General features: G+C 60.7%; 20 protein-coding genes. 10 read left to right on the top strand and 10 right to left on the bottom strand.

The window, feature by feature from the left end:
• Positions 1 to 143: 143 nt before the first annotated feature.
• Positions 144 to 383 (top strand): alternative ribosome-rescue factor A, encoded by a 240-nt coding sequence (locus AB5Y97_RS05865; RefSeq protein WP_234920577.1) that lies wholly within the window; start codon positions 144 to 146, stop codon positions 381 to 383.
• A 116-nt stretch (positions 384 to 499) separates the two neighbouring features.
• Here the strand turns inward: AB5Y97_RS05865 and hemW are convergent, their stop codons facing one another.
• The gene (gene hemW / locus AB5Y97_RS05860; protein WP_201947106.1) at positions 500 to 1,645 is read right to left on the bottom strand and encodes a radical SAM family heme chaperone HemW; all 1,146 of its coding nucleotides are present in this window, start codon (positions 1,643 to 1,645) and stop codon (positions 500 to 502) included.
• A gap of 90 nt (positions 1,646 to 1,735) precedes the next feature.
• Positions 1,736 to 2,332 carry an RdgB/HAM1 family non-canonical purine NTP pyrophosphatase gene (rdgB, locus tag AB5Y97_RS05855; protein ID WP_005340539.1) on the bottom strand — a complete coding sequence of 199 codons (597 nt, stop codon included), beginning with the start codon at positions 2,330 to 2,332 and terminating at the stop codon, positions 1,736 to 1,738.
• Between the two features lie 238 nt (positions 2,333 to 2,570).
• Between rdgB and AB5Y97_RS05850 the strand changes: the two genes are divergently transcribed.
• The 3 genes from AB5Y97_RS05850 (at position 2,571) to AB5Y97_RS05840 (ending at position 5,477) form a co-directional block, all read left to right on the top strand.
• On the top strand, positions 2,571 to 3,734 hold the full coding sequence (locus tag AB5Y97_RS05850) for a multidrug effflux MFS transporter (protein WP_201947104.1): 1,164 nt from the start codon (positions 2,571 to 2,573) through the stop codon (positions 3,732 to 3,734).
• Between the two features lie 135 nt (positions 3,735 to 3,869).
• Positions 3,870 to 4,919 carry an oxidoreductase gene (locus AB5Y97_RS05845; RefSeq protein ID WP_201947103.1) on the top strand — a complete coding sequence of 350 codons (1,050 nt, stop codon included), beginning with the start codon at positions 3,870 to 3,872 and terminating at the stop codon, positions 4,917 to 4,919.
• 309 nt (positions 4,920 to 5,228) lie between these two features.
• Positions 5,229 to 5,477 (top strand): hypothetical protein, encoded by a 249-nt coding sequence (locus AB5Y97_RS05840; protein WP_005340533.1) that lies wholly within the window; start codon positions 5,229 to 5,231, stop codon positions 5,475 to 5,477.
• Positions 5,478 to 5,539: 62 nt separating this feature from the next.
• On the opposite strand, the gene rimJ is transcribed toward AB5Y97_RS05840, so the two are convergent.
• Positions 5,540 to 6,091, bottom strand: a complete 552-nt coding sequence (gene rimJ / locus AB5Y97_RS05835; RefSeq protein WP_139436559.1) for a ribosomal protein S5-alanine N-acetyltransferase — start codon at positions 6,089 to 6,091, stop codon at positions 5,540 to 5,542.
• Positions 6,091 to 6,645 (bottom strand): GNAT family N-acetyltransferase, encoded by a 555-nt coding sequence (locus tag AB5Y97_RS05830; protein ID WP_005340529.1) that lies wholly within the window; start codon positions 6,643 to 6,645, stop codon positions 6,091 to 6,093. The genes rimJ and AB5Y97_RS05830 overlap by 1 nt, the downstream gene beginning before the upstream one ends.
• A 346-nt stretch (positions 6,646 to 6,991) precedes the next feature.
• Here AB5Y97_RS05830 and AB5Y97_RS05825 point away from each other — a divergent pair, with 346 nt between their 5' ends.
• Complete coding sequence (locus tag AB5Y97_RS05825) at positions 6,992 to 8,767, top strand: M4 family metallopeptidase (protein WP_201947101.1); 1,776 nt, start codon at positions 6,992 to 6,994, stop codon at positions 8,765 to 8,767.
• 32 nt (positions 8,768 to 8,799) lie between these two features.
• Here the strand turns inward: AB5Y97_RS05825 and AB5Y97_RS05820 are convergent, their stop codons facing one another.
• On the bottom strand, positions 8,800 to 9,693 hold the full coding sequence (locus tag AB5Y97_RS05820) for a LysR family transcriptional regulator (protein WP_005349020.1): 894 nt from the start codon (positions 9,691 to 9,693) through the stop codon (positions 8,800 to 8,802).
• A 92-nt stretch (positions 9,694 to 9,785) separates the two neighbouring features.
• Between AB5Y97_RS05820 and mdtH the strand changes: the two genes are divergently transcribed.
• Together mdtH and AB5Y97_RS05810 are read left to right on the top strand one after the other, a co-directional pair.
• Entirely contained in the window at positions 9,786 to 10,982 is a 1,197-nt protein-coding gene (gene mdtH / locus AB5Y97_RS05815) for a multidrug efflux MFS transporter MdtH (protein WP_201947099.1), read from the top strand.
• Positions 10,983 to 11,121: 139 nt separating this feature from the next.
• Positions 11,122 to 12,033 carry a bifunctional helix-turn-helix transcriptional regulator/GNAT family N-acetyltransferase gene (locus AB5Y97_RS05810; protein WP_201947097.1) on the top strand — a complete coding sequence of 304 codons (912 nt, stop codon included), beginning with the start codon at positions 11,122 to 11,124 and terminating at the stop codon, positions 12,031 to 12,033.
• A gap of 248 nt (positions 12,034 to 12,281) precedes the next feature.
• Here the strand turns inward: AB5Y97_RS05810 and prfC are convergent, their stop codons facing one another.
• Entirely contained in the window at positions 12,282 to 13,871 is a 1,590-nt protein-coding gene (prfC, locus tag AB5Y97_RS05805) for a peptide chain release factor 3 (protein WP_085942070.1), read from the bottom strand.
• A gap of 429 nt (positions 13,872 to 14,300) precedes the next feature.
• Here prfC and AB5Y97_RS05800 point away from each other — a divergent pair, with 429 nt between their 5' ends.
• Complete coding sequence (locus AB5Y97_RS05800) at positions 14,301 to 15,023, top strand: SDR family oxidoreductase (RefSeq protein ID WP_160880922.1); 723 nt, start codon at positions 14,301 to 14,303, stop codon at positions 15,021 to 15,023.
• A gap of 141 nt (positions 15,024 to 15,164) precedes the next feature.
• Here AB5Y97_RS05800 and AB5Y97_RS05795 read toward each other — a convergent pair whose 3' ends face one another.
• The 3 genes from AB5Y97_RS05795 to AB5Y97_RS05785 form a co-directional block, all read right to left on the bottom strand.
• Positions 15,165 to 17,012 (bottom strand): diguanylate cyclase, encoded by a 1,848-nt coding sequence (locus AB5Y97_RS05795; RefSeq protein WP_368157364.1) that lies wholly within the window; start codon positions 17,010 to 17,012, stop codon positions 15,165 to 15,167.
• A gap of 225 nt (positions 17,013 to 17,237) precedes the next feature.
• Positions 17,238 to 18,692: an ATPase RavA stimulator ViaA gene (gene viaA, locus AB5Y97_RS05790; RefSeq protein ID WP_342401531.1), complete on the bottom strand. Its 1,455-nt coding sequence runs from the start codon at positions 18,690 to 18,692 to the stop codon at positions 17,238 to 17,240.
• Between the two features lie 9 nt (positions 18,693 to 18,701).
• Positions 18,702 to 20,315, bottom strand: a complete 1,614-nt coding sequence (locus tag AB5Y97_RS05785) for an ATPase RavA domain-containing protein (RefSeq protein ID WP_201947090.1) — start codon at positions 20,313 to 20,315, stop codon at positions 18,702 to 18,704.
• Between the two features lie 313 nt (positions 20,316 to 20,628).
• Between AB5Y97_RS05785 and AB5Y97_RS05780 the strand changes: the two genes are divergently transcribed.
• Both AB5Y97_RS05780 and rimI read left to right on the top strand, forming a co-directional pair.
• Complete coding sequence (locus AB5Y97_RS05780) at positions 20,629 to 21,063, top strand: DNA polymerase III subunit psi (protein WP_201947088.1); 435 nt, start codon at positions 20,629 to 20,631, stop codon at positions 21,061 to 21,063.
• 109 nt (positions 21,064 to 21,172) lie between these two features.
• A complete protein-coding gene (gene rimI / locus AB5Y97_RS05775; RefSeq protein WP_021229034.1) occupies positions 21,173 to 21,622 on the top strand; it encodes a ribosomal protein S18-alanine N-acetyltransferase in 450 nt (149 codons plus the stop codon).
• Between the two features lie 37 nt (positions 21,623 to 21,659).
• Here the strand turns inward: rimI and AB5Y97_RS05770 are convergent, their stop codons facing one another.
• Positions 21,660 to 22,205, bottom strand: a complete 546-nt coding sequence (locus tag AB5Y97_RS05770) for a hypothetical protein (protein WP_005340504.1) — start codon at positions 22,203 to 22,205, stop codon at positions 21,660 to 21,662.
• Positions 22,206 to 22,349: the final 144 nt, after the last annotated feature.

The raw sequence follows: 22,349 nt of genomic DNA, 5'->3' as shown, positions 1-22,349 counted from the left end.
GCGATTTGGTGACAAAATCGCCGCGTTTTTAACCGGTGCCAGTGCATCCGGTTGCCGGGCGCTCAGCTGAACAGGCGCTCGCAGCGAAAACCACCATCCAGACACAAGAATCAACACACCAAGAGAAAAGAAGAGGAGCCATCATGGCCAAGATCCGGGTCGACCAACCCGTCCTCCCCCGTGAGGAAGATGCGCAAGGGGGCTGCTATGCCCATCAGCGCGGCGAGATAAAGGATAACCATCTGCACGCCCTGCTCTCCGATCCCCTGTTTCGCAGCCGGGTCGAGCGCAACAAGAAGGGCAAGGGGAGTTACCAGCGCAAGGCCAAATTCGGCAAGCGGTGGGAGCCCGGCCAACAGCAGATGATCCGCGTCTGCTGCTGAGCGGGTTTCTACCGACCAAAACAATCAGGGCGCCATTGGCGCCCTGATTGTTTTGACAGAAGAAGCGATATGGCAACGCCAACTCACCACCTCAAAGTTGCGCCTCAACAGGCCGCTCACTCATCCATAAACAGTTCGAGCAGCACGTTGAGATAGCGATGGCCGAGAGAAGTGAGCTGCCAGCTCTCTCCCAGATCCTCGATCAGCTCCTTGCTTTGGGCGATGGCGAGCACCGTCTCGACCCGCTCCAACGGCAAGCCGGTATAGGCCTCGAACTCCGCCTTGGGGGCCGGTTCAAACAGGCGGAAGCGGTTCATAAAGTATTCGAGCGGCAGATCGTCTGCCGTCACCTGCCACTGCTCGTCCAGATAGGAGCGGCTCTTGTCCAGATACCCTTTTGGATGCTTCACCTTGGCGGTGCGCAGGATCTGTTGGTTAGCGAGATCGGTCACCTTGCCGTGAGCACCACAGCCGATCCCCAGATAGTCGCCAAAGCGCCAGTAGTTGAGGTTGTGATGGCACTGGTAGCCCTCTTTGGCGTAAGCCGAGATCTCGTACTGGCGATAACCGCTGGCGGTGAGCATGGCGTGGCCCTGCTCGTAGATATCCCACAGGGTGTCATCTTCCGGCAGTTTGGGCGGTTTGGAGGCAAAGGCCGTGTTCGGCTCTATGGTGAGCTGATACCAGGAGAGGTGCGGCGGGGCGCAGTCGATAGCCTGCTGCAGGTCATAAAGGGCATCGTCCAGACTCTGATCCGGCAGACCGTGCATCAGATCCAGATTGAAGGTAGGCAACTTGATGGCATGGGCCAGTGCCGCGGCCTTGCGCGCCTCTTCCGGGCCGTGGATACGCCCAAGCCGAGTCAGCTTCTCCTGCTGGAAGCTCTGCACACCGATGGAGATACGGTTGATGCCGGCGCGCTGGAAACCGGCAAACTTGTCCGCCTCCACCGTGCCCGGATTGGCCTCCATGGTGATCTCGCAATCTGCGGTGAGCGGAATGCGGGCTCGCACCCCGTCTAGCAAGGCTTGCATCGCCTCCACCGTCAACAGGCTGGGGGTGCCGCCGCCGATAAAGATGGAGGAGAGTGGCCGCCCCTGCGCCCACTTCAGATCCTGATCCAGATCCTCCAGCAGGGCGGCGACATATTCGAGGTGAGGCAACTCCCCCTTCTGGGCATGGGAGTTGAAGTCACAGTAAGGGCACTTCTGGACGCACCAGGGCACATGAATGTAGAGAGAGAGCGGCGGCAGTTGCAGCATGGGGCTTCCAATAAAACGGGGGCTCAAGGCCCCCATTGTAGATGACTATGTGTAATTGACCGTGTGTAACCGACAAGGTGGCGAAGTAACTCAGTGCGCCGCAGCCAGCGCCGCTTTGAGCTTGGCCAGCGCCTGACCGCGATGGCTGAGCTGGTTCTTCAGCTCGGCGGGCATCTGGGCGGCGGTGCAGTCGTGATCCGGCACGAAGAAGACGGGGTCATAGCCAAAGCCATGTTGACCGCGCGGCTCGTCGATGATCATCCCTTCCCAGCTCGCCTGACAGATGATGGGAGTGGGATCGTCAGCGTGGCGCATATAGACCAGCACACACCAGAAGCGGGCGCTCTTCAGGTACTCGGGGGCACCTTGCAGCTCGCCGAGCAGCTTCTCGATGTTGGCCTTGTCACCGGCACCCACACCGGCAAAGCGGGCGGAGTAAACGCCGGGGCGCCCTTGCAGCAGATCGACTTCCAGACCGGAGTCATCGGCCACGGCGGGCAGACCGGTAATACGGGCGGCGTGGCGGGCCTTGATGATGGCATTCTCGACGAAGGTGGTGCCGGTCTCATCGGCATCGGAGACCGCAAACTCGCTCTGTGGGATCACCTGGATCTTCATATCGGCCAACATGGCGGCCAATTCCTTCACCTTTTTCTGGTTACCTGTTGCCAGGACAAGCTTGTTCATCGAGCACCTCCGCAAAAATAATCTGCGCATTCTATGCGGCGCAAGCGTTTAGTAAAAGCGTCAATTACACCCGCTGTGATGGGGTTACGGGGGATTTGCCGCCATCGAATAACCAGCTTTTTAATACATGTTTCCATAATGGAATAACCAAAGTGATTAAATACCATTTCTATTCATTACTGTGAGTCAGTAGACTCGCGCCCCAATTCATTAACCTGGCTGACTAAAGAGGTGACAGATGCCATTGATACTTTTACTCGTACTACTGGTGCTGTTCAGTCCGCTGGCTATCGACATCTACCTGCCCGCCATTCCGCAGATGGCCGAGCAGCTGGGCGCCGAAGTAACTCTGATGCAGGGCACCATCACCTGGTTCCTGTTCAGCATGGGACTGGGGCAACTGCTTGTTGGCCCGCTGGCCGATCGTTACGGTCGCAAGCCCATCGCGCTGGGCGGCGTGCTGCTCTATGGCCTGAGCGCGCTGGGGGCCGGTTTTGCAGCCAGCCTCGGTGAATTGATGCTGGCCCGGGTGCTGCAGGGCTTCGGCGCCTGCGCTACCTCGGTCGCCGCCTTCTCGGTGGTGCGTGACAGCTATGGCCCGAAAAAGAGCGGTCAGATGATCTCCTACCTCAATGGCGCCATCTGCTTTATTCCTGCGCTGGCCCCCCTGCTCGGTGGCTGGCTCACCGCCAAGGCGGGCTGGTCTGCAAACTTCTGGTTTATGGCCGGTTATGCGCTCATCGTCGGCAGCTGGCTGATGTGGCGGATGCCGGAGACCCGCCCGGAGGAGACCCGCAGCGAAGGGGCTCTCATCAGCTGGTCCCGCTACAGCCCGGTGCTGCGCTCCCCCAGCTTCCTGTTCAACGCGGCGCTGTGCATGCTGGCGATGGCGGTGATCCTCGCTTATGTCACAGCCGCACCGGTGCAGCTGATGGTGAAACTGGGGCTCGATATGAGCGGCTTTAGCTACTGGTTTACCGCCAACGCAGCCCTCAACATCCTGGCCTGCTTCATGGCGCCGCGTTTTATCGCCAAGGTGGGGCCAAGACGCACCCTGCGCATCGGCCTGCTGGTATTGATGCTCTCGGCCATCACCCTGACGCTGGCGATGCACATCGAGCATCCGCTGGCGATGATGGGGCCGGTATTCCTCTCCAGCATCGGCTTTGCCATGATCCTGGGCGCTGCCGCCGGGATGGCGCTGGCACCGTTCGGCCACTGCGCCGGTACCGCCGCCGCTCTGCTCGGCCTGTTCCAGATGAGCGGCTCCGGCGCCCTCGTTGGCTTGACTGGCGCCCTGATGCACGACCCGATCAGCCAGCTGGCGCTGCATATGTGGCTGCTGCTGCCGCCTCTGGTGATGCTGATGACCCGACGCGGCCGCCGCTTGTGTTTGCAATAAATCCTGTGCTCTGATGGGCACACTCAGGGGGCCATCGGCCCCCTTCTCGTTTGTATCGCCTTTACAACGAATGGCCATCCGGCAGAGAGCCTGTGATGGCGACCCCACTCACTCGATGTCAGCGGAGAACTCCCGATGAGCCACACTCTCAACGCAGCCCTGGTGGGCTATGGCTTTGCAGGCAAGACCTTCCACGCCCCCTTCCTCGCCACCACGCCGGGCTTGTCCCTGAGTTGGGTGGTGAGCCGCGATGCCGCCAAGGTGCAGGCCGATCTGCCCGGCTGCCGGGTCGGTTCACTGGAGGAGGTGCTAAGCGATGAGACCGTCGATCTGGTGGTGATCGCCACCCCCAACGACACCCACGCTCCTCTGGCCCGCCAGGCGCTGCTGGCAGGCAAACATGTGGTGATCGATAAGCCCTTTGCACTGGATCTGGCCGAGGCGCAAGCGCTGGTCGAGCTGGCCGAAAAGCAGCAGCGGCTGCTCAGTATCTTCCACAACCGTCGTTGGGACGGGGATTTCCTTACCGTGCGCCGTTTGATTGCCGAGGGGACGCTGGGACAGATCGCCCAGTTCGAATCCCACTTCGATCGCTATCGCCCCGAGGTGCGCCAGCGCTGGCGCGAAGCGGGTGGCCCGGGTTCCGGCCTCTGGTTCGATCTCGGCCCTCACGTGCTGGATCAAGCATTGCAGTTGTTCGGCCAACCGGACTGGTTGCAGGCCGATCTGGCCGAGCAACGCCCCGGCGCACTGGCGGACGACTACTTCCATGTGGTGCTGGGTTACGGTGCTCTGCGGGTTATTCTGCATGGCAGCTGTCTGGTCTCGGCCACCATGCCGCGCTTTGTCATTCACGGCAGCCAGGGTTCGTTCGTGAAATTCGGTATGGATGTGCAGGAAGATCAGCTCAAGCTGGGCAAGCGGCCACCAGCAGCTGATTGGGGCATTGATAGTGAACCCGGTCAGCTCAGCCGCATTGTCGATGGTCAGCTGCAGCAGCAGAGCGTGGTGGGTGAGGCGGGGGATTATGGCGCCTACTATCGCGGTGTCTGCGCCGCCATCAAGGGCGAAGGGAGCAACCCGGTGCCAGCAAGTGAAGCGCTGGCGGTGATGGCGCTGCTGGATCTGGCCCGTCAGAGCCACCTTGAGGGAAAACGGCTGCCCTGTCAGAAGCTGTCTGACTAAGGTGCGGGTCATCAGCCACTATTGAATAACCTTGACCTTGCTAAACCGCCATAAGATGGCAGCAAAGCGGTGTTTTATTGTGCAATTAGCGCCATTTAACGGCATCTTGTATTGATATCAGTCGTTGCAGTGGAGCTTTTTATCCACGGCACGAAAAAATGTCATTGTGATATCCGTTTTCATCGGTAACTAATGAGGCTATATTGCGCCCGCCTGCTGCCTCCCGGCTTCTTGTTTCAATACCGGGCAACGGTGGGCGCTGTGATGGTTGCACAGACCATCTCTCCATATTTATTTGAGGGAATGCACATGAACAAAGTACTGGTAGCCGGTATCCTGGGTCTGATGTTGACTGCTTGCGGTCAGAAAGAAGAAAAAGCTGCCGCTCCTGCTGCTGCTCCGGCCGCCGAAGTTGCTGCCACTGTAGAAAAAGCCGCTAGCGAAGCCACCTCTACCGTAGAGAAGGCCACCTCCGAAGCGACTGCAACCGTAGAAAAAGCTGCTACCGAAGCCGCTACCAAGGTTGAAGCTGCAGTGAGCGATGCCAAGGCCAACTAAGCCTGCACCTCATTCGAAGACGGGTCCGAAGGCAACTTCGGACCCGTTTTTTTATCTGTCGCTCAGGGGGCCGGATTAATCAGCGAGGTGAGGATGTGATCCTCCCAGCGGCCATTGATCATCAGATACGCCCGTGCGAATCCCTCCCGCTCGAAGCCGAGCCGCTCCAGCAAGGCGCCACTACGCTGATTGGCAGGCATATAGCAAGCCATGATGCGATGCAGATCGTGCTCCCGAAACAGGTAGTCAATGGCGGCTGACAGCACCTCTCTCATCACCCCCTGCCCCTGATGCTGCTGGTCGATGGCATAGCCCAGATGACACGCCTTGAAGACCCCCATCAGGATATTGCTGAAGTTGCAGGTGGCGATCACCCGCTCGCCAGCCGGATCGAGGGCCACCAGATTGACGCCGGTGCCGTTAAAGAACTGGCTGTAGCTGTCCTGCAGCCGGGCATGCCAGTAAGAGAGTGTGTAAAAGTGCTCGTCCCGCAGCGGCTCCCAGGGGGCGAGATGGGCGCGGTTGCGCCGGTAGAAGTCGAGCATCATGGGGGCCTGGTCCGGCGACAGTATGGTCAGGTGGGTGCGGGCCGTCTTGATATGTGGCAGCGCCATCAGGACTCCCGCTGTCTTAACCACTCATCGCGCAGCAAGCTGTAGTGGGCATGGTCCACAATCCGGTTGCCCAGCCGCTCTGCGCGCCGGGTCACCCCCTCCAGCTGCATCCCGAGCCGTTCACAAACAGCCCTGCTGGGCTCGTTATCGGTGGCGGCGCTGATCTCCACCTTCTCCATCCCCATCTCTTCGAAGGCGTGGTGGATCAGGGCCTGACAGGCACGGGTGATGATGCCGTTACCCTGCCAGCGCTCCGCCAGCCAGTAACCGATGACCACCTTGCCAAGATCGTGATCGATGCTGTTGTAACCTATGACCCCCACCACCTCCCCCTGATACTCGATGGCAGTGGTGAGCCCCTCGCCGCGGGCGAACTTCTCGATGGCACTGCGAATGAAGAGGGCGCTGTCAACGGGGCGCTGGATCAGTGGCGGCCAGGGTAGCCACTGGGAGAGGTACTCCCGGTTGTCATTGCAGAGGGCAAACAGTTCGCTCGCCATATCGGGCTGCAAGAAGAGCAGCGCAAGCTCGTCGTCCAACTGCCATGAAAACATGGGATTCTCCTTTCAAATCAGTGATCAAATCGAAAGCCAGCACCCAATGTAGCCAATCGCCACTGGCCGCGCCAGCCACTTTTACGGCCCTCCTCCGGCAGGCTTCGCAGAGGGTGACTGCGCACGGACTCTCCTCCCTCCAAAGAGGAGGGTGGGTGTCTGAAACCGGATAATGCTCTCCACATGGAGCCGGCGAATGCCCCAAAACGGCACTTTGGCAGATCCTGCTACCCCTTTGTGCTGCGCTGTCACTTTTGACAGGGGGCACTTTCCCCCACCGGCACTAGCTTCAAAACGCCCGACCTTCGGTCGGTTTATCAACCTCATCGATTTAAGGAAAGAAGAGATGAATAAAATTTATCTGGCCGTTGCGCTGGCCTGCTGGGGAAGCGCCGCACTGGCGGCGCAAGAGGTAGAGATCAACGTAACGGCAAACGGCATCCTGGCCATGACAGGCCTCAGTGCCGCGAGTGGTACCTTGCAGCTGGAAGATGGCGAGTTTCGCCAGGTGCGGGTGGTCAAGCTGCCCAACGGCCAGCAGCGGATCCGCTACGAGCAGGTCTGGAACGGCATCCCGGTAATGGGTCAGGTGGTGGTGGCTGACAAGAGCCTGAACGGCCAGCTGCAACAGGCCAGCGGGCGCATGCTGCGCCAGATCGATCAGGATGTGGCAAGCCCGGCCGCCACCCTCTCGCCACAGGATGCCGCCAGCAAGGCCAAAGCGGGCAGCAAGGGGAGCAACGAGCAGGTCAAACTCTACGTGATGCAGGATGAGAACGGGCTGGCCCGGCTGGTTTATCAGGTCTCCTTCATCGCCGAAGGTGACAAGCCAAGCCGCCCCTTCGTCATTCTTGATGCCCAGAGTGGTGAGGAGCTCAAACGCTGGGAGGGGATCAACCACAAGGATGCCACCGGCCCGGGGGGCAACATCAAGACCGGCAAATACGTCTACGGCACCGACTTTGGCCCGCTCATCGTGGATGACAACTGCCGGATGACCAGCCCCAACGTCGATACCATCAACCTCAACCACGCCACCTCTGGCGGCGCCATCCACCAGTTCACCTGCCCGGAGAACCGGGTCAAGGAGATCAACGGCGCTTACTCGCCCCTCAACGACGCCCACTACTTTGGCAACGTGGTGTTCGACATGTACCGCAACTGGTACAACACGGCGCCCCTCACCTTCAAACTGAAGATGCGGGTTCACTACAGCAAGAATTACGAAAATGCCTTCTGGGATGGCAGCCAGATGACCTTCGGTGACGGCGCCACCACCTTCCACCCGCTGGTAAGCCTCGATGTGGCGGCCCACGAGGTGAGCCACGGCTTTACCGAGCAGAACTCCGGGCTGATCTATTCAGGACAATCCGGCGGCATCAACGAGGCCTTCTCCGATATGGCGGGGGAAGCGGCCGAGTTCTACATGAAGGGGAGCAACGACTGGCTGGTCGGCGCCCAGATCTTCAAGGGCAACGGCTCCCTGCGCTACTTCGAGGATCCGACCCGGGATGGCAGATCCATCGGCCATGCGGCGGATTATCAGGAGGGGATGGATGTACACCACAGCTCAGGGGTCTATAACCGCGCCTTCTACCTGCTCGCCACCAGCAGTGGCTGGAACACCCGCAAGGCATTTGAAGTGTTCCTGCTGGCCAACCGCCTCTACTGGGGCGCCAACACCAACTACCAGCAAGGGGCCTGCGGCGTCAGCCGGGCGACCGCCGATCTGGGTTACAGTCAGGCGGATGTGGCACGGGCCTTCCAGACCGTCGGGGTCGATGCCAGCTGCGGCACCACGCCGCCACCGAGCGACAACGTGCTGCAAAACGGCGTGCCGGTGAGCAACCTCGCCGCCAGCAAGGGTGGCAAACTCAACTACACCCTGAACGTACCGGCGGGCACCAGGTCGCTGCAGATCAGCAGCAGCGGCGGTACCGGTGATGCCGACCTCTACGTCCGCTTTGGCAGCGCCCCCACCAGCAGCAGTTACGACTGCCGCCCCTACAAGGGGGGCAATAACGAAAGCTGCTCGTTCACCAATCCCAAGGCGGGCACCTGGCATGTGCAGCTGTCAGGGTTTGCAGCGTTCAGTGGCGTGACCCTCAAGGCCAGCTACTGATCCACCCGGTGCGGGCCTTGTCCCGCATCGCTCTACTCATTGCGCCACCGTTTCGCCAGCGTGCGGGCGGTGGCCAACACGGTTTCCCGAGCCGGGTTGGGCCGCTTGCCACCGCGCCACGCCATCATCACATCCCAATGCTCCTGCGGCAGATTGCGCACATCGAGCCTGACCAGCCGCCCCACCTCCAGATCCCGCTTGATAGCCAGCTCCGGCATCAGGGTGATAAACCCGTGTTCCAGCGCCAGATCCCGCGCTGCACTGGCGGGTTGCACCGCATGCAGGGGGCTGGCAGCCCGCCGCAGCCGCCGCAACTGCTGGATAAAGACGTCACACCCCGGCCCCCATACCTGAGGCGCCAGCCGCTGGTCGGCAATATCCTCCAGAGTGAGACCGTGACAACCGGCCAGCGGATGCAATGGCGAGGCGATAGCGATAATGGGGGAGCAGCAGAGCAGCTCCATCTGCAGGCCCGCAACTGGCGGACGCTTGAGTACAAAGCCGATATCGGCCTCGCCGGTCAGCAGCGACTGCATGATCTCGCCGGAGTGATCCGTGGTACAGCGGATTTCGAACGGCTCATCCACCAGCTCCATCAATAGCGAGCCAAACACCACCGAAGTAAGAGATGGCAGGCTGGAGAGACGGATACAAGGCAGCGCTGGCGCCCCCTGCAGTGCCAGCCGCCCTTCGCTCAGGATCGCCAGCGCAGAGCGGGCTGATGGCAGAAACTCCTCGCAGGCACGGGTCGGCGTCACGCCGCGCCGATGACGCTGAAACAGCGGCGCCCCGAGGCTCTCCTCCAGCTGGGCAATCCGCTGGCTCACCAGCGGCTGTGACCAGCCACGAATGGCCGCCGCCTGACTGAAGCTGCCCAGCTCGGCCACATCCAGCAGCAGTTGCAGATCGTCCAGATCCATAGACATAAATAATCCTGATATGAAATATAGGTAGTTGTCGTCTACCACTATATCTAAACCCTCTCCAGAATGAAGGTATCTGTGAATGAGAGGGCGCTATGGTCGATAGGGCGAGGTTTTGGGGACGCTGGTTTCTGGCGCTGGATACCACACTGGTGATCCTGGGTTTCTTTGTGGTGATGCCGATGATCAGCCTGCGCTTCGTCGATCAACTCGGCTGGGCGGCCGGTCTGGTGGGGCTGGCACTCGGCCTGCGCCAGCTGACCCAGCAGGGGCTGGGGATCTTTGGCGGTTCGCTGGCCGACCGCTTTGGCGCCCGCCCACTCATCGTCACCGGCATGTTGCTGCGCGCCGTCGGCTTTGCCACCCTGGCCTGGGCCGACAGCGGCGCCATGCTGATCTTCTCCTGCTTCCTCTCCGGACTGGGCGGTTGCCTGTTCGACCCGCCACGGGCCGCACTGGTGATCAAATTTACCCGTCCCCATGAACGGGGCCGCTTTATCTCCCTGCTGATGATGCTGGAGAGTGCGGGAGCCGTCACCGGTGCCCTGCTAGGCAGCTGGCTGCTGCGCTTTGACTTCACCTATGTCTGCCTGCTGGGCGCCGGACTCTTCACCCTGGCGGCTCTCTGCAACTGGACCCTGCTGCCCGCCTACCGCCTCTCGGTCAAACCGACTCCGATGCGGGAAGGGTTGGGACAGGTGCTGGCGGATCGCGCCTTCTGCCGACTGGTGCTGATCTTAAGCGGCTACTACATGCTGTGGGTACAGGTGATGCTGATTTTCCCCATTCTGGTCAAACAACTATCCGGCAGCACCACCGCCGTGGGCTGGATGTACAGCCTGGAAACGGCGCTGTCACTGGCGCTGCTCTACCCTATCGCCCGTTTTAGCGAGCGGCGCTATCGGCTGGAGAGCCGACTGATGGCAGGTATCCTGCTGATGACGGTGGGGATCGGGCTGGTCGCCTTCGTCAGCACCCTCTCCGGCATCTTCGTACTGCTGGCCTGCTTCTATCTGGGGATTATCATCTGTGAACCGGCCCGGGAGACCCTGATGACCAGGCTTGCCAACCCAACAGCCCGCGGCAGCTACATGGGCTTCAGCCGCCTCGGACTGGCGCTGGGGGGCATGACCGGCTACGTGGGCGGCGGCTCCCTCTATGACTTCTCGCTGCAACAGGGACAACCGGCCCTCCCCTGGCTGGTGCTGGGCACCATAGGCGTCGCCACCATGTTGCTGCTCGCCCGCTGCTTCTCCCGCCGCCCGGAGCTGGCTATCAGAGCCGCCGCCTGACGACCGCCCCACCTGCGGCAGCCCCGCCAACGGTGCTGCCGCTCACCCCATATTCTGCAAGTCATCACAGCAAAAGGTTGCGAATTACAACTTTTACGCTATTTTAGTTGTCATGCACAACTAAAAAGGAAACCACGATATGGATCCCCGTCCCCTGCGCGCCCTGTCGCGCGATCTGGTTCGCGAACTCGGCATGCTCTCCCAGCAGTGCGGCAATCTGGCCCTCACCCCCATCGAGGCTCACCTGCTGATCGAGCTGGAAAACGCCCCGGCTACCAACCAGCAGCTGGCAGAAAAGCTGCACATCGACAAATCCAACGCCAGTCGTCCGCTGGCGCGCCTCGCCGAGCGGGAGCTCATCAGCTGGCACCCGCACCCCTCCGACGGCCGCAGCAAGGAGGCCCGCCTTACCGTCAACGGTCAGGGGATGCTGCTGGAGTTGCACCGGGAGATGGACGGGGCGATGGAAGAGATGCTGGCGCAGTTGAGCCTGCCCGAGCGGGAGCAGTTGTGGCAAGGGCTGCGGCTCTATCGCAGCGCCCTCTCCCGCGCCCGCCGCCAGCGGGGTTACCAGATCCGCCCCATCAAGGCGGCGGACAATGCCCAGATCGCCTTGGTGATCCGCGCCGTATCGGCCGAATATGGTCTCACCGCAGACAAGGGCTATGGGGTCTCGGATCCCAATCTCGATACCCTCTCCCAGAGCTATCAGGGGGAGAAGAGTCGCTACTGGGTCATCGAAGGACCAGACGGTTCCATCCTCGGCGGTGGCGGTATCGCGCCATTGGCGGGAGAAGAGGGAGTCTGCGAGCTGCAGAAGATGTACTTTATGCCCGCCCTGCGCGGACTGGGCCTTGGCAAGCGGTTGGTGTTGCAAGCACTGGATGCCGCTCGTAGTTTGGGCTATCGCCGCTGCTATCTGGAGACCACTGAGGTACTGCGCGAAGCCACCAGCCTCTACGAATCACTGGGCTTTGAACACCTGCCCGGCCCCCTTGGCTGCACCGGCCACGGGGATTGCGAGATCTGTATGGTGCTGACACTGGGGTAGCCCCCTCATCCCCAACCCTTCTCCCGCAAGGGGAGAAGGGGGTAAAAACACTTCCGCGATCTTTCAGGCTGACCTCTGATGGTTCCCTCTCCCTCCGGGAGAGGGCTAGGGTGAGGGCTGCTTGCGACTGGTATATGCTGAACCATTACCCCCTGCATCCCTCCTTAAACAGGCAAAACGGCACAAAACAAGAGACCCCGCCGAAGCGGGGCCTCTTTTATCTTGTCTGCCGAGCAGGCAGGCACTTATCAGTGCTCGCGAGTCTGGCGGAACTCAACGTCCGGGTGGCGCTCCTGTGCCAGGCGCAGGTTGACCATGGTCGGTGCGATATAGGTGAGGTTGTCACCGCCATCGAGGGCCAGGTTGACCTCGTTCTTACGCTTGAACTCTTCGAACTTCTTGACGTCGGTCCCTTCCACCCAGCGGGCGGTGGAGACGTTGACCGCCTCGTAGATGGCCTCGACGTTGTACTCGCTCTTGAGGCGCGAAACCACCACGTCAAACTGCAGCACACCGACCGCACCGACGATGAGATCGTTGCTGATCAGCGGACGGAACACCTGCACCGCGCCCTCTTCGGAGAGCTGGACCAACCCCTTGAGCAGCTGCTTCTGCTTGAGCGGGTCGCGCAGGCGGATGCGACGGAACAGTTCCGGTGCAAAGTTCGGGATACCGGTGAACTTGAGATCCTCACCCTGGGTGAAGGTGTCGCCGATCTGGATGGTACCGTGGTTGTGCAGACCGATGATGTCACCGGCGAAGGCGTCTTCCGCCTGCTCACGGTCACCGGCCATAAAGGTCACGGCGTCGGAGATGTTCACATCCTTGCCGATACGCACATGGCGCATCTTCATGCCCTTGCTGTAAGTACCTGACACGATACGCATAAAAGCGATACGGTCACGGTGCTTCGGATCCATGTTTGCCTGGATCTTGAATACGAAACCGGAGAACTTCTCCTCGGTCGCCACCACTTCGCGGCTCTCGGCCTTGCGCGGCATGGGAGACGGCGCCCAGTCAGTCAGGCCATCCAGCATGTGGTCAACACCGAAGTTACCCAGTGCGGTACCGAAGAAGACCGGGGTCATCTCGCCAGCGATAAAGGCATCGTGATCGAACTCGGGAGAGGCGCCCTGCACCAGCTCCAGCTCGTCACGCAGTTGCCGGGCTAGATCTTCGCCGACGGCGGCATCCAGATCCGGGTTGTTCAGCCCCTTGACTACACGCTTCTCCTGAATGGTGTGGCCCTGACCGCTCTGGTAGAGATAGGTCTCATCCTTGTAGAGGTGATAGACACCCTTGAAGGATTTACCGCAGCCGATAGGCCAGGTGATGGGGGCGCACATGATCTTCAGCTCGCGCTCCACCTCGTCCATCACTTCCATCGGATCGCGCACTTCACGGTCCAGCTTGTTCATGAAGGTGAGGATGGGGGTATCGCGCAGACGGGTGACTTCCATCAGCTTGCGAGTCCGGTCTTCAACACCCTTGGCGGCGTCGATGACCATCAGGCAGCAGTCGACCGCCGTCAGGGTACGGTAGGTATCTTCGGAGAAGTCCTCGTGACCCGGGGTGTCGAGCAGGTTGACCAGACAGTCGGCATAGGGGAACTGCATCACCGAGGTGGTGATGGAGATACCACGCTGCTTCTCCATCTCCATCCAGTCGGATTTGGCGTGCTGGCCCGAGCCACGGCCCTTGACGGTACCGGCGCGCTGAATGGCCTGTCCGAACAGCAGGACTTTCTCGGTGATAGTGGTTTTACCCGCATCCGGGTGCGAAATGATCGCAAAAGTGCGTCTCTTGGAGACTTCACTCAGAAATTCAGCTGACATAATTCAACGTTCTTCTATTGAGCGGTGGCATCAGCCACCGTGGGAATAAATCCGGAATGCCGCTCACGGCACATGTATACGCAACGAAAGCCACGCCAGCTGGCGTTTTGCCAACCAGGTGGAGAGAGGGAGGAGGGTTGCGTTACATGGGTCTTCTCGCCTGAGTCAAAGCAAAATTGCGCGACATTATACCCGCGCGAGTGAAAAATACCCAGCATGACAAGAGATGATAATTTGGCCGCTCAGCCGTTTCACAGGTTCCAACTGAACAGGAAATCAAACACTCCGAATCGGATGGCAGCATCCGGACCACGTGGACTTGGCCCCCTCCTCATGCCAGCAACAACCACTCTTGATAAATTTTCATACTTGGACTTTCCCTACCCAGCTACAAATATGTAAATCGTATCTACATAATGGAGAGGTCATTACATGAAACATTCCACCCTGCACAATCAACAGATCGTCATTATCGGTGGTACCTCGGGTCTTGGCCTGGCCACCGCCCAGCAAGCGATCGAGCAAGGCGCCAAGGTCATTATCGGCGGTTCCAGCCGTGAGCAGCTTGCCACTGCGCTGGCTGAACTGGGCCCAAGTGCCAGTGGCCATCAACTGGATATTCTCGACGTCGACTCCGTCAATCACTTTTTCAACCAGCTGGATTCGCTGGATCATCTCGTCATCACCGCCGCCGTCATGCGACCAGGCAGCTTTCTCACCGCTGCCATCGAGGATTTGAAAATCAACATGGACAGCCGCTTCTGGGGAAGTGTTCATGCGATCCGCGCCGCAGCACCCAAACTGTCAGAACGCGGCTCCATCGTGCTCACGTCCGGGATGGTGACGCGCCGCCCACAACCGGGTAAAGCACTCCCTGCCGTTGCAGCTGGCGCCGTCGAAACACTGGCTCACAGTCTGGTTACCGAGCTGACCCCCCGTCGGATCAACGTTATCAACCCGGGCCCCATGCGCACCCCCATGCTGCTTAAAGCACTGGGCAATGACCCACAAAAAGTGGCTGCCGTGGCGCAAAGCCTGCCGTTGAAACGCTTGGGAGAGGGAGAGGATTATGCGCAGGCCGCGTTATTCCTGATGAGCAACAACAACATGAATGGTGAGGTGCTTCACCTCAATGGCGGCAGCGCCTGGGCATAACGCCCTTCTGACGGTCTTCTGCGCTCGCGCTTGCCAATCTGTCATCGCAGGCAAGAACGAGCGCAGGGGACGAGCATCATCGCCGTATCAGTGTGCTCCCCAATATCGATGACACCCTGGTGAGTGACAATACCCGGCCCGTCACTCGTCTGTCTCCACCCGGTTGCGCCCCGCCTCTTTCGCACGATACAGCGCATTGTCAGCACGCTGGATCAAGGCCGCCAGATCCTGATCATCGTCTCGCAGAGAGGCACATCCGATACTGATGGTTACCGGGTACGACATGCCGGGCAGCGCCCGGTTGGCGACCGTGTGACGGATCCGCTCAGCCACCCGGCACGCCTCTTCAAGGCTGGTATCCGGCAGCAGGATCAAGAACTCCTCTCCGCCGGTACGCCCCAACTGATCCTGGTGCCGCAGCTGACGATCTGCCGCCCGAGAGACCCATTGCAGCACCCTGTCTCCTTGATGATGTCCCAGGGTATCGTTGATCCGCTTGAAGTGATCGATATCGAACACCAGCAGACAAAATGGCGAGCCCTGCCTGCGAGCCAGCGCCAGCATATCGCTGCCCTGCCGCAGCACCCGACGGCGGTTGTTGATGCCGGTCAGCTCATCGGTAAAGGCCAGACGACGCATCCGACGGTTGCGATCAAGCAGCCACCCCATCGTCATCAGCGCCAGTACCCCGCAAAGCACCATCACCACCAGCAGCCAGAAACGACGCTCCTTGACCTGCTCCAGCTCCTGCTGCTGCAACTGCTGCTCGACTCGCAGTCGCTCGTTCTCCCCCTCCTGACGGGCCAGCTCGAACTCGCCGCGAACCCAGGCCGTGCTCTGTTCCCGTAACAGCTGATCGAGCCGCTGCTCCTGCACCAGATGCTCCCGCAATGCGGCCAGTGCCGCCGGATAGTCGCCTTGCAACTCGAGCGCCCGACTGCGTACCCAGTAGAGCTCGAGCAAAAAACGTACGTGCCCTTCCACCTTCAAAATCGGCTCAATCTTCTCAAGCGCACGCAAGGCTGGCGCCGGTTCCTGCTGTTCGACTCTCAACCTCGCCCGCACCAGCTCGAGATGCGCATGGAGGATGGGGTCAACATCGGGAGAGAGCACCTTCGCAGCTTGTGCCAGCAAGCGTCCGGCATCAGCGGGGCGATCCAGCCCGAGCAGAGCCTCGGCCTGCATCACCATGCGTTCGGCATGCTCAATCAGATATTGAGGCTGATTATAAAAGGCCGCACTGCGTTCAAGCTCGCCCAGCGCATCCTGATAACGCCCGGTCTGCAGATAAACCATCGCCAGTTGATCACTTAGCCTTGCCGAGCCAAACCCGTCGTGACTTCTGGCAAAATGCTCGCTCAACCGGTTGAGGGTGGCGAGCGCTTCGGCGTAGAGGCCCATACGACGAAATGTGGCTGCAATCTCGAGCTGCGCCTGGTGATACCAGGTGGGCAACCCCAGCTGCTCATAGATATTGTGCGCCTTGGTGAGATCCATCAGCCCCTGGCCTGAGACCCCCTGAAAAGACAGCATGGCCCCCCTGCGGGCCAGCGCCAGCGCCTCCAGCTTCGGCAAGGCGGCCTCTCTTGCCAGCCGCAGCCCCTCATCGTAATCGTGACGAGCCTTCGCTACCTCGCCGAGCAGCTGATTGAACCAGCCGCGGCAAATCGTCAGCTCCGCCACGGCGGCGTCATCACCCTGCTCTCGCGCAATGGCCAGCATCCGCTCCGCATTGGCGATGGCGGTACGGGACTCCTGCATGTCATCGGCCGATTGAGCCCAGCAAGCCAGACGACTGATCCGCATCTGCTGCGACGGCGGATAGGCGTTGCCGTCCCGCTGCAAACGGGCAAGGCGCTCCCGCAGCAACTCGATCGGCTGATAGACCCGCTCCATCCCTCCCAGTTCATTTTCCAACTGCTCGGGGGACAAGGGTTTGGCTGCCAGCCCGAACGCCGCCAGCAACAGCAGCAAGGCAAGTCGGCTCATACACACTCCGGATCAATGGGAAAGATCATCGGGCAAGCCGATGCCGGAAAATCACCATCTTTCCCCTGTAACAATGGTTGTAAAGGCTATCACCCGGACAGAGAGCCCGAATGGCAGGCTAGTCACATTTTACTGCGATATCATCGCGTTGGAATAAAAGCGGGGATGCACAGCGAAAAAGAGGAGGCGGGATAACAACCAAGAGGGGTTGCCCCCTCCCGGTCACTAGTGATGCTGCCAGCGCCGCAGCAGCCGACCGCGCAGGCCGCAATCGAGCAGCCAGCTGTTGTCAAATACCCGCAACAGCGCCTGCTTGGCGTGGCGGGACATGGCGACGGCGTGAAAACGGGTCTGGCGCAGGCGATAGCGGTTCATCTGATCGAGCAGGGGATGAGGCAGGCTCTGGGCGATAAAGTCGGAGATGACCAGCACATCCGCCTTGGCAAAGGCGGGATCATCGAGCTTGGCCAGCGCTTTATCCAGGCAGGGCACCAGATCGGTACCGCCGTGAAAACTCATGGAGAGGAAACGCTCCGCCTTGTCCAGCCCGGTATCCGCGGTGATCTCGAGGGTCGCCACCTCGGTGGAGAAGAGCATCAGGTAGCAGCCGCGCTTCTCATCCATCGCCACCTTGAGCAGCGCCAGAAACAGCGCCTTGGCACACTCCTCGGGATAACCACCCATAGAGCCCGAAGTATCGACACAGACGATAAAGGGACCTCGCTGCTGCAACTGCTGGCCACCCTGCTCCGGAGTGCGCAGCATGATGCGCTGACGCGGCAAGGTGCCACGTGACTGGTAACTGAGCAGGCACCGCTCCAGATAGCGGCGGTAGAACTCCAGCTCCAGCTCCGGCAGCCCCAGCATCACAGCTTCACTTGGCAGTAACCTCATCAGATCGTTCGCCTGATGGATGCCCACCAGATCGTCCGGCACATCGTCGCTGGGGGCTGGCTCCAGCTCCAGCACCTGAACCGGCGGCACAGGTTGCTCCTGCGCCCGCCGATCCCGCTCGCTGCGCCCGAGCAAACCGGCAATCTCCGCCAGCAAGGGCTCGCGCTGCAACATGCGGGCATATTGTTTGATCAGCACCAGACTGCGCTTGTGCCAGTGTCCTTGCGCCAGATCCCAAAGACCACCAGCGGAGATCTGGTTGGGATCGAGGGCATCGGCCAGGGTGCGGCTCGCCAGCAGCTGATCTTCAATCTCTTGACGTTGCTTCTCTCGCTCTGCTTCGGCGATCTGCTGCTGCAGTTGCAGCAAGCTTCCCACCAGACTGGCGCGCCACTTGTCGATAAAGAGCTGGCGCAGCCCCTCGGTGGGGTGGGCCGTCAGCTGACGCACCAAGGATCTGGCCTCCCCAGCGAAGGGGCTGTATTGCTCCAGCGACTCCAGCAAGCCGGGCAGGCGACCAATCAGCTCGGTCATCGGCAGTTGCCGGTGTGCCTGATAGAGCAGGTACTCCTGCTCCAGCGCCACCGGCACCGGCTTGTGACGGATCTCCTCACCAAGCTGCTCGCCCCAACTCTGCAGGCGCTTTTTCAGCAGCTTGCCCTGTAGCGGGGAGCGTTTGATAAATTCGGAAATCTTGGGCGAGGCCGCCAGCAGGAGCGCCACCTCACCCGCCAGCTCCCCTTCGCCAATTAGGAGCCCCAGATCCAGCATGCCGATCTCAAGCATGAGCGCCCCTTACTCGTCCAGCCTTGGCAACCGCTCGCGCCACTGGGTCAGCTCGCTGCGCAGCAGTTCGAGATCCCGGTTCAGCACGAAGAAGCTGTCTTCCACCTGCTGCAACCAGCGTGAGTCGATAAAGAGGTGTTGTTGGTGACGCTCGAACAGGCTGCGCTGCTGCTTGAGTATCTGCATCACCTTGCCGACCTGAACCAGCTGCTCGTCGAGCGACTGCAACCAGGGCGCCAGCACCACCTCGGGGATGGCGTTGCGCTCCATCAGCACCAACGGGATCTGCTGGCGCTGGATATCGAGCACCTGCAGCCGTAGCTCATCGTCCAGCACCAGCTCGTAATGGCCCTCTTTCGGGTTGCCGAACTCATAACCCACCAGCGCCTCACCGGTGGGATGCCAATGGGAGAGCAAGGTGCGATCGAACACCAGGGTGCGGGTAAGACGTTCGGGATCGCCGCCATCCAGCGGCGCCGGGGTGAGCAGATGGAAGTGCACCTGCTTGCCAAAGGGTCTGGCATTGGCAAGCGGGATCTCGATACCCCGGGCCCGCCGGCCAAACCACTGCTTGCGTTGCCGGGCCTTTGTGCACAGGCGCTGGGCCACGCTCTGCTTGAGCTGTTTGAACTGATCCCGCAGCGCCAGCAGCTGACGGGTCATCGCCAGTTGCTGATAGCCGTAAAGGCGGGAAAACTCGGTCATCATCTCCAGCAGGGCGGTGCGGGACTCCTCGTCATGCCAGAGACAATCCTTGAACAGCAGCAGATCTACCGGTGCGACCTCATCGCGGCCATTGAAGAAGGCGCTCGCCTTGATGAGCCGTACCGCCTTCTTCCAGCGGCGATCCGACACATAGCAGCGATGGGCCAGCTGGCTGTCGAGCTGCTGGCGCAGCTGATAGATGAGCTCGAAACAGGCATCCGGCAGGCGCACCTGTTCAATCTGGCTCTGCCACTGCTCATACTCATCCCCCCGGATCTGCAGGGATTCCGGCAGATTCTGGTGGGCGTGACCATCGCTGGCCAGCATGGATTGAAAGTTGGCTTTCTCCTGCACCCGGTCCATCCAGATCCGCACCAACATCCGGTCGTAGAGCGCTTCCAGCCCGCTGTCCTGCGCCGGCAGCTCGTTGGAGGCAGTCACCAGCAAGCGCATCGGGATGGGGTGCTGGCTGTCTCCGTTGCGAAACTGCCGCTCGTTGATGGCGGTGAGCAGGGTGTTGAGGATGGCAGGGCCCGCCTTCCAGATCTCGTCGAGGAACACCACTTCGGCCTCAGGCAGATAACCTGTGGTGAGACGCAGATATTTGCCATCCTCTTTCAGCGCCTGAATGGAGAGGGGGCCAAACACCTCCTCCGGCGTACTGAAACGGGTCATCAGGTATTCAAAGTGGCGGGCGTCGTGAAAGGCCAGCTTGAGGCGGCGGGCGATCAGGCTCTTGGCAATACCGGGTGGCCCCAGCAAGAAGACACTCTCGCCACTGAGGGCCGCCAGCAGACCGAGGCGCAGGGCATCCTGCCGTTCGTAGAGTCCCTCACCGAGGGCGGCCAGCAGCCGGGGCAAGCGCTCCTGGATGGGAATAAGACGCGCAGGATTCTGGGCTTGAGCTAAAGACGACATAGAGAGTGTTCCGAAGCTGGGATGATGTTAGCCCCAAGGCACGATATCCATTTGCTCGACCTTGGGTTTTGTCTTGTTATGATGTTTATTCTGGTATCGCTTGCCGCACAATACCCGCCTCTGGCAGGAAAACACGCAAAGGCAGTGCGATACCATATCGGCAGCGTGCTGCGCCCATGCATAGCCAGTGTCGTGATGGCACCATGCCCGCATGCGCCAGATGATGCGTTGCAAAGGGTGCAGCAAAAGCGGTTCGAGTGTACCCTGCGCAACACAATTTTCCCCAATGCAGATCAAGAGTGAGTCGCCTCAAATGCAAGATCCCGTTCGTCAGAGCATGTTGGCCCGCATGGGCATTCAAAGCTGGCAACTGCGTCGTCCGGCATTGCTGGGTGCAGATCTCGCGCCCGAGCTTGCGCAAAACGCCACACAGCTGGGCCAGACGGCACCGGCCACTCGCGCTCCGCTGCCCAGCGGCAAACTCTGGTTGCTGGCGCCTCAGCTGCCAGCCACCACGCTGCTGGCGGATATCTGCCAGTTGCTCGGCATGACCCCCGACGAGGTCTCACTGCTCAGCGAGCTGCCGCCTGCCGATCTGCAAGCGTCGGACGCTTCACCCCTGCTCTGGCTGACGGAGGCCAACCCCGCACGGCCAAATGCGCTGATCTGCCCGCTCGCCCCCAGCGCCGCGCAAAAGCGCGCCCTGTGGCAACAGCTGCGCCAACACCTTGCGGCCAACGCGGCGTGATCCTGCATCATGCCGCCAAGACCCACTGTAATGCCGCTCTTTTTACCTGATTTTACAAATGCCGCCTCTGCCAACCCCAGTGCCCAACATCTTGCCATCCGGAGCCCCCATGCCTGAGTTTCGTCCCCTGCTCGAGAGCGATTTCGACCTTGTCTACCCCATCGAGCAAGCCGCTCACAAGGAGCCGTGGAGTGAGGCCAACCTGCTCTCCTGCTTCGGTCCTCGCTATCTCAACGGCTTGATGCTGGTCGATGGTACCCCGGCGGGCTTCTATATCTCGGATCTGGTGGCCGGTGACAGCTCGCTAATGAATATCTGCGTGCATCCGGCGTTTCAAGGCAAGGGGTTGGGACGGGCGCTGTTGCAGGCCTATCTGGCGCGCAGCAAGCAAGCCGGGGCAGAGGCCTGGTTTCTCGAGGTGCGGGCGGGCAATAAAACCGCTATCTCCCTCTATGAGAGTGCCGGTTTTGCCGAGTATTGCCGCCGCGCCGACTACTACGGCACCGGCAACGACAGGGAAGATGCGGTGCTGATGTCGCGACTGTTCGATTTCGGCTGATCCAGCCTGCTCGTCGCGCCCAAGCCTTTTGTCCCCCTCAATCGAGGGGGGCATTGTCCAGCGCGGGATCCTGCAAGGCCAGGGTGGTATGCACCACCGCCTCGAATCCGGCACCGGAGAGCGGCATATAGAAGCCACGCTGCCAGGTTTTCCCCGGCATCCAGATCTGGTCGATATCCACCACTATCTTGATGGGTCTGAGGGGCTGGCCCGGCTGCTGGATATAGATGCCGGGCGGCGTGGCGACTTTGGGAAAGCGGCGCAGGATCTGCTCGCTGCCATCCCCTTTGCCCGGGTTAAGCCGCACCTTCACCAGCCGGGCAAGCGGGCCAGCCATCTCCTTGCTCTGCCAGAATTTCTTCTCCAGATCGCCGCAGCGGCGGCACTTGGGGGTCTCCAGCACATAGAGCAGCGGATAGCCCAACGCCAGCGCCTGTTGCTGCGCCTGCTGATACCCCTCGGCCCCCTGATACCAGGGATTGGCGGGCCCCTGTGATGACGTTCCGGCAAAGAACCAAAACGCAGCGCCCCCCACCACCATCAGCCCGACCGCGGCCAACGCCCCTTTCACCCACAGATTCATATCGTTAACCCTCTCTCTGCCTCCTAGCAGTATCGGCCAGTCTGCGCAAAGGGAGAGCTATTTGCGCTCTTTGTGATCCAAGACAAACAGCGAACACTTGTAAGCCGTAATATTGGAGTTTAAACTCTAGCCCGATTTTTAGTG

This window comes from Aeromonas sp. R10-2, assembly GCF_040908445.1.
In the GTDB taxonomy this organism is placed as follows: Bacteria; Pseudomonadota; Gammaproteobacteria; order Enterobacterales; family Aeromonadaceae; genus Aeromonas; species Aeromonas veronii.
This window is presented reverse-complemented; position numbering and strand designations above follow the sequence as displayed.

What these genes read in the sequence shown, in the direction of transcription:
- AB5Y97_RS05865 (WP_234920577.1), top strand. Translation starts at nt 144, where the DNA reads ATGGCCAAGATCCGGGTCGACCAACCCGTCCTCCCCCGTGAGGAAGAT.
- hemW (WP_201947106.1), bottom strand. Translation starts at nt 1,645, where the DNA reads ATGCTGCAACTGCCGCCGCTCTCTCTCTACATTCATGTGCCCTGGTGC.
- rdgB (WP_005340539.1), bottom strand. Translation starts at nt 2,332, where the DNA reads ATGAACAAGCTTGTCCTGGCAACAGGTAACCAGAAAAAGGTGAAGGAA.
- AB5Y97_RS05850 (WP_201947104.1), top strand. Translation starts at nt 2,571, where the DNA reads ATGCCATTGATACTTTTACTCGTACTACTGGTGCTGTTCAGTCCGCTG.
- AB5Y97_RS05845 (WP_201947103.1), top strand. Translation starts at nt 3,870, where the DNA reads ATGAGCCACACTCTCAACGCAGCCCTGGTGGGCTATGGCTTTGCAGGC.
- AB5Y97_RS05840 (WP_005340533.1), top strand. Translation starts at nt 5,229, where the DNA reads ATGAACAAAGTACTGGTAGCCGGTATCCTGGGTCTGATGTTGACTGCT.
- rimJ (WP_139436559.1), bottom strand. Translation starts at nt 6,091, where the DNA reads ATGGCGCTGCCACATATCAAGACGGCCCGCACCCACCTGACCATACTG.
- AB5Y97_RS05830 (WP_005340529.1), bottom strand. Translation starts at nt 6,645, where the DNA reads ATGTTTTCATGGCAGTTGGACGACGAGCTTGCGCTGCTCTTCTTGCAG.
- AB5Y97_RS05825 (WP_201947101.1), top strand. Translation starts at nt 6,992, where the DNA reads ATGAATAAAATTTATCTGGCCGTTGCGCTGGCCTGCTGGGGAAGCGCC.
- AB5Y97_RS05820 (WP_005349020.1), bottom strand. Translation starts at nt 9,693, where the DNA reads ATGTCTATGGATCTGGACGATCTGCAACTGCTGCTGGATGTGGCCGAG.
- mdtH (WP_201947099.1), top strand. Translation starts at nt 9,786, where the DNA reads ATGGTCGATAGGGCGAGGTTTTGGGGACGCTGGTTTCTGGCGCTGGAT.
- AB5Y97_RS05810 (WP_201947097.1), top strand. Translation starts at nt 11,122, where the DNA reads ATGGATCCCCGTCCCCTGCGCGCCCTGTCGCGCGATCTGGTTCGCGAA.
- AB5Y97_RS05800 (WP_160880922.1), top strand. Translation starts at nt 14,301, where the DNA reads ATGAAACATTCCACCCTGCACAATCAACAGATCGTCATTATCGGTGGT.
- AB5Y97_RS05795 (WP_368157364.1), bottom strand. Translation starts at nt 17,012, where the DNA reads ATGAGCCGACTTGCCTTGCTGCTGTTGCTGGCGGCGTTCGGGCTGGCA.
- viaA (WP_342401531.1), bottom strand. Translation starts at nt 18,692, where the DNA reads ATGCTTGAGATCGGCATGCTGGATCTGGGGCTCCTAATTGGCGAAGGG.
- AB5Y97_RS05785 (WP_201947090.1), bottom strand. Translation starts at nt 20,315, where the DNA reads ATGTCGTCTTTAGCTCAAGCCCAGAATCCTGCGCGTCTTATTCCCATC.
- AB5Y97_RS05780 (WP_201947088.1), top strand. Translation starts at nt 20,629, where the DNA reads ATGCAAGATCCCGTTCGTCAGAGCATGTTGGCCCGCATGGGCATTCAA.
- rimI (WP_021229034.1), top strand. Translation starts at nt 21,173, where the DNA reads ATGCCTGAGTTTCGTCCCCTGCTCGAGAGCGATTTCGACCTTGTCTAC.
- AB5Y97_RS05770 (WP_005340504.1), bottom strand. Translation starts at nt 22,205, where the DNA reads ATGAATCTGTGGGTGAAAGGGGCGTTGGCCGCGGTCGGGCTGATGGTG.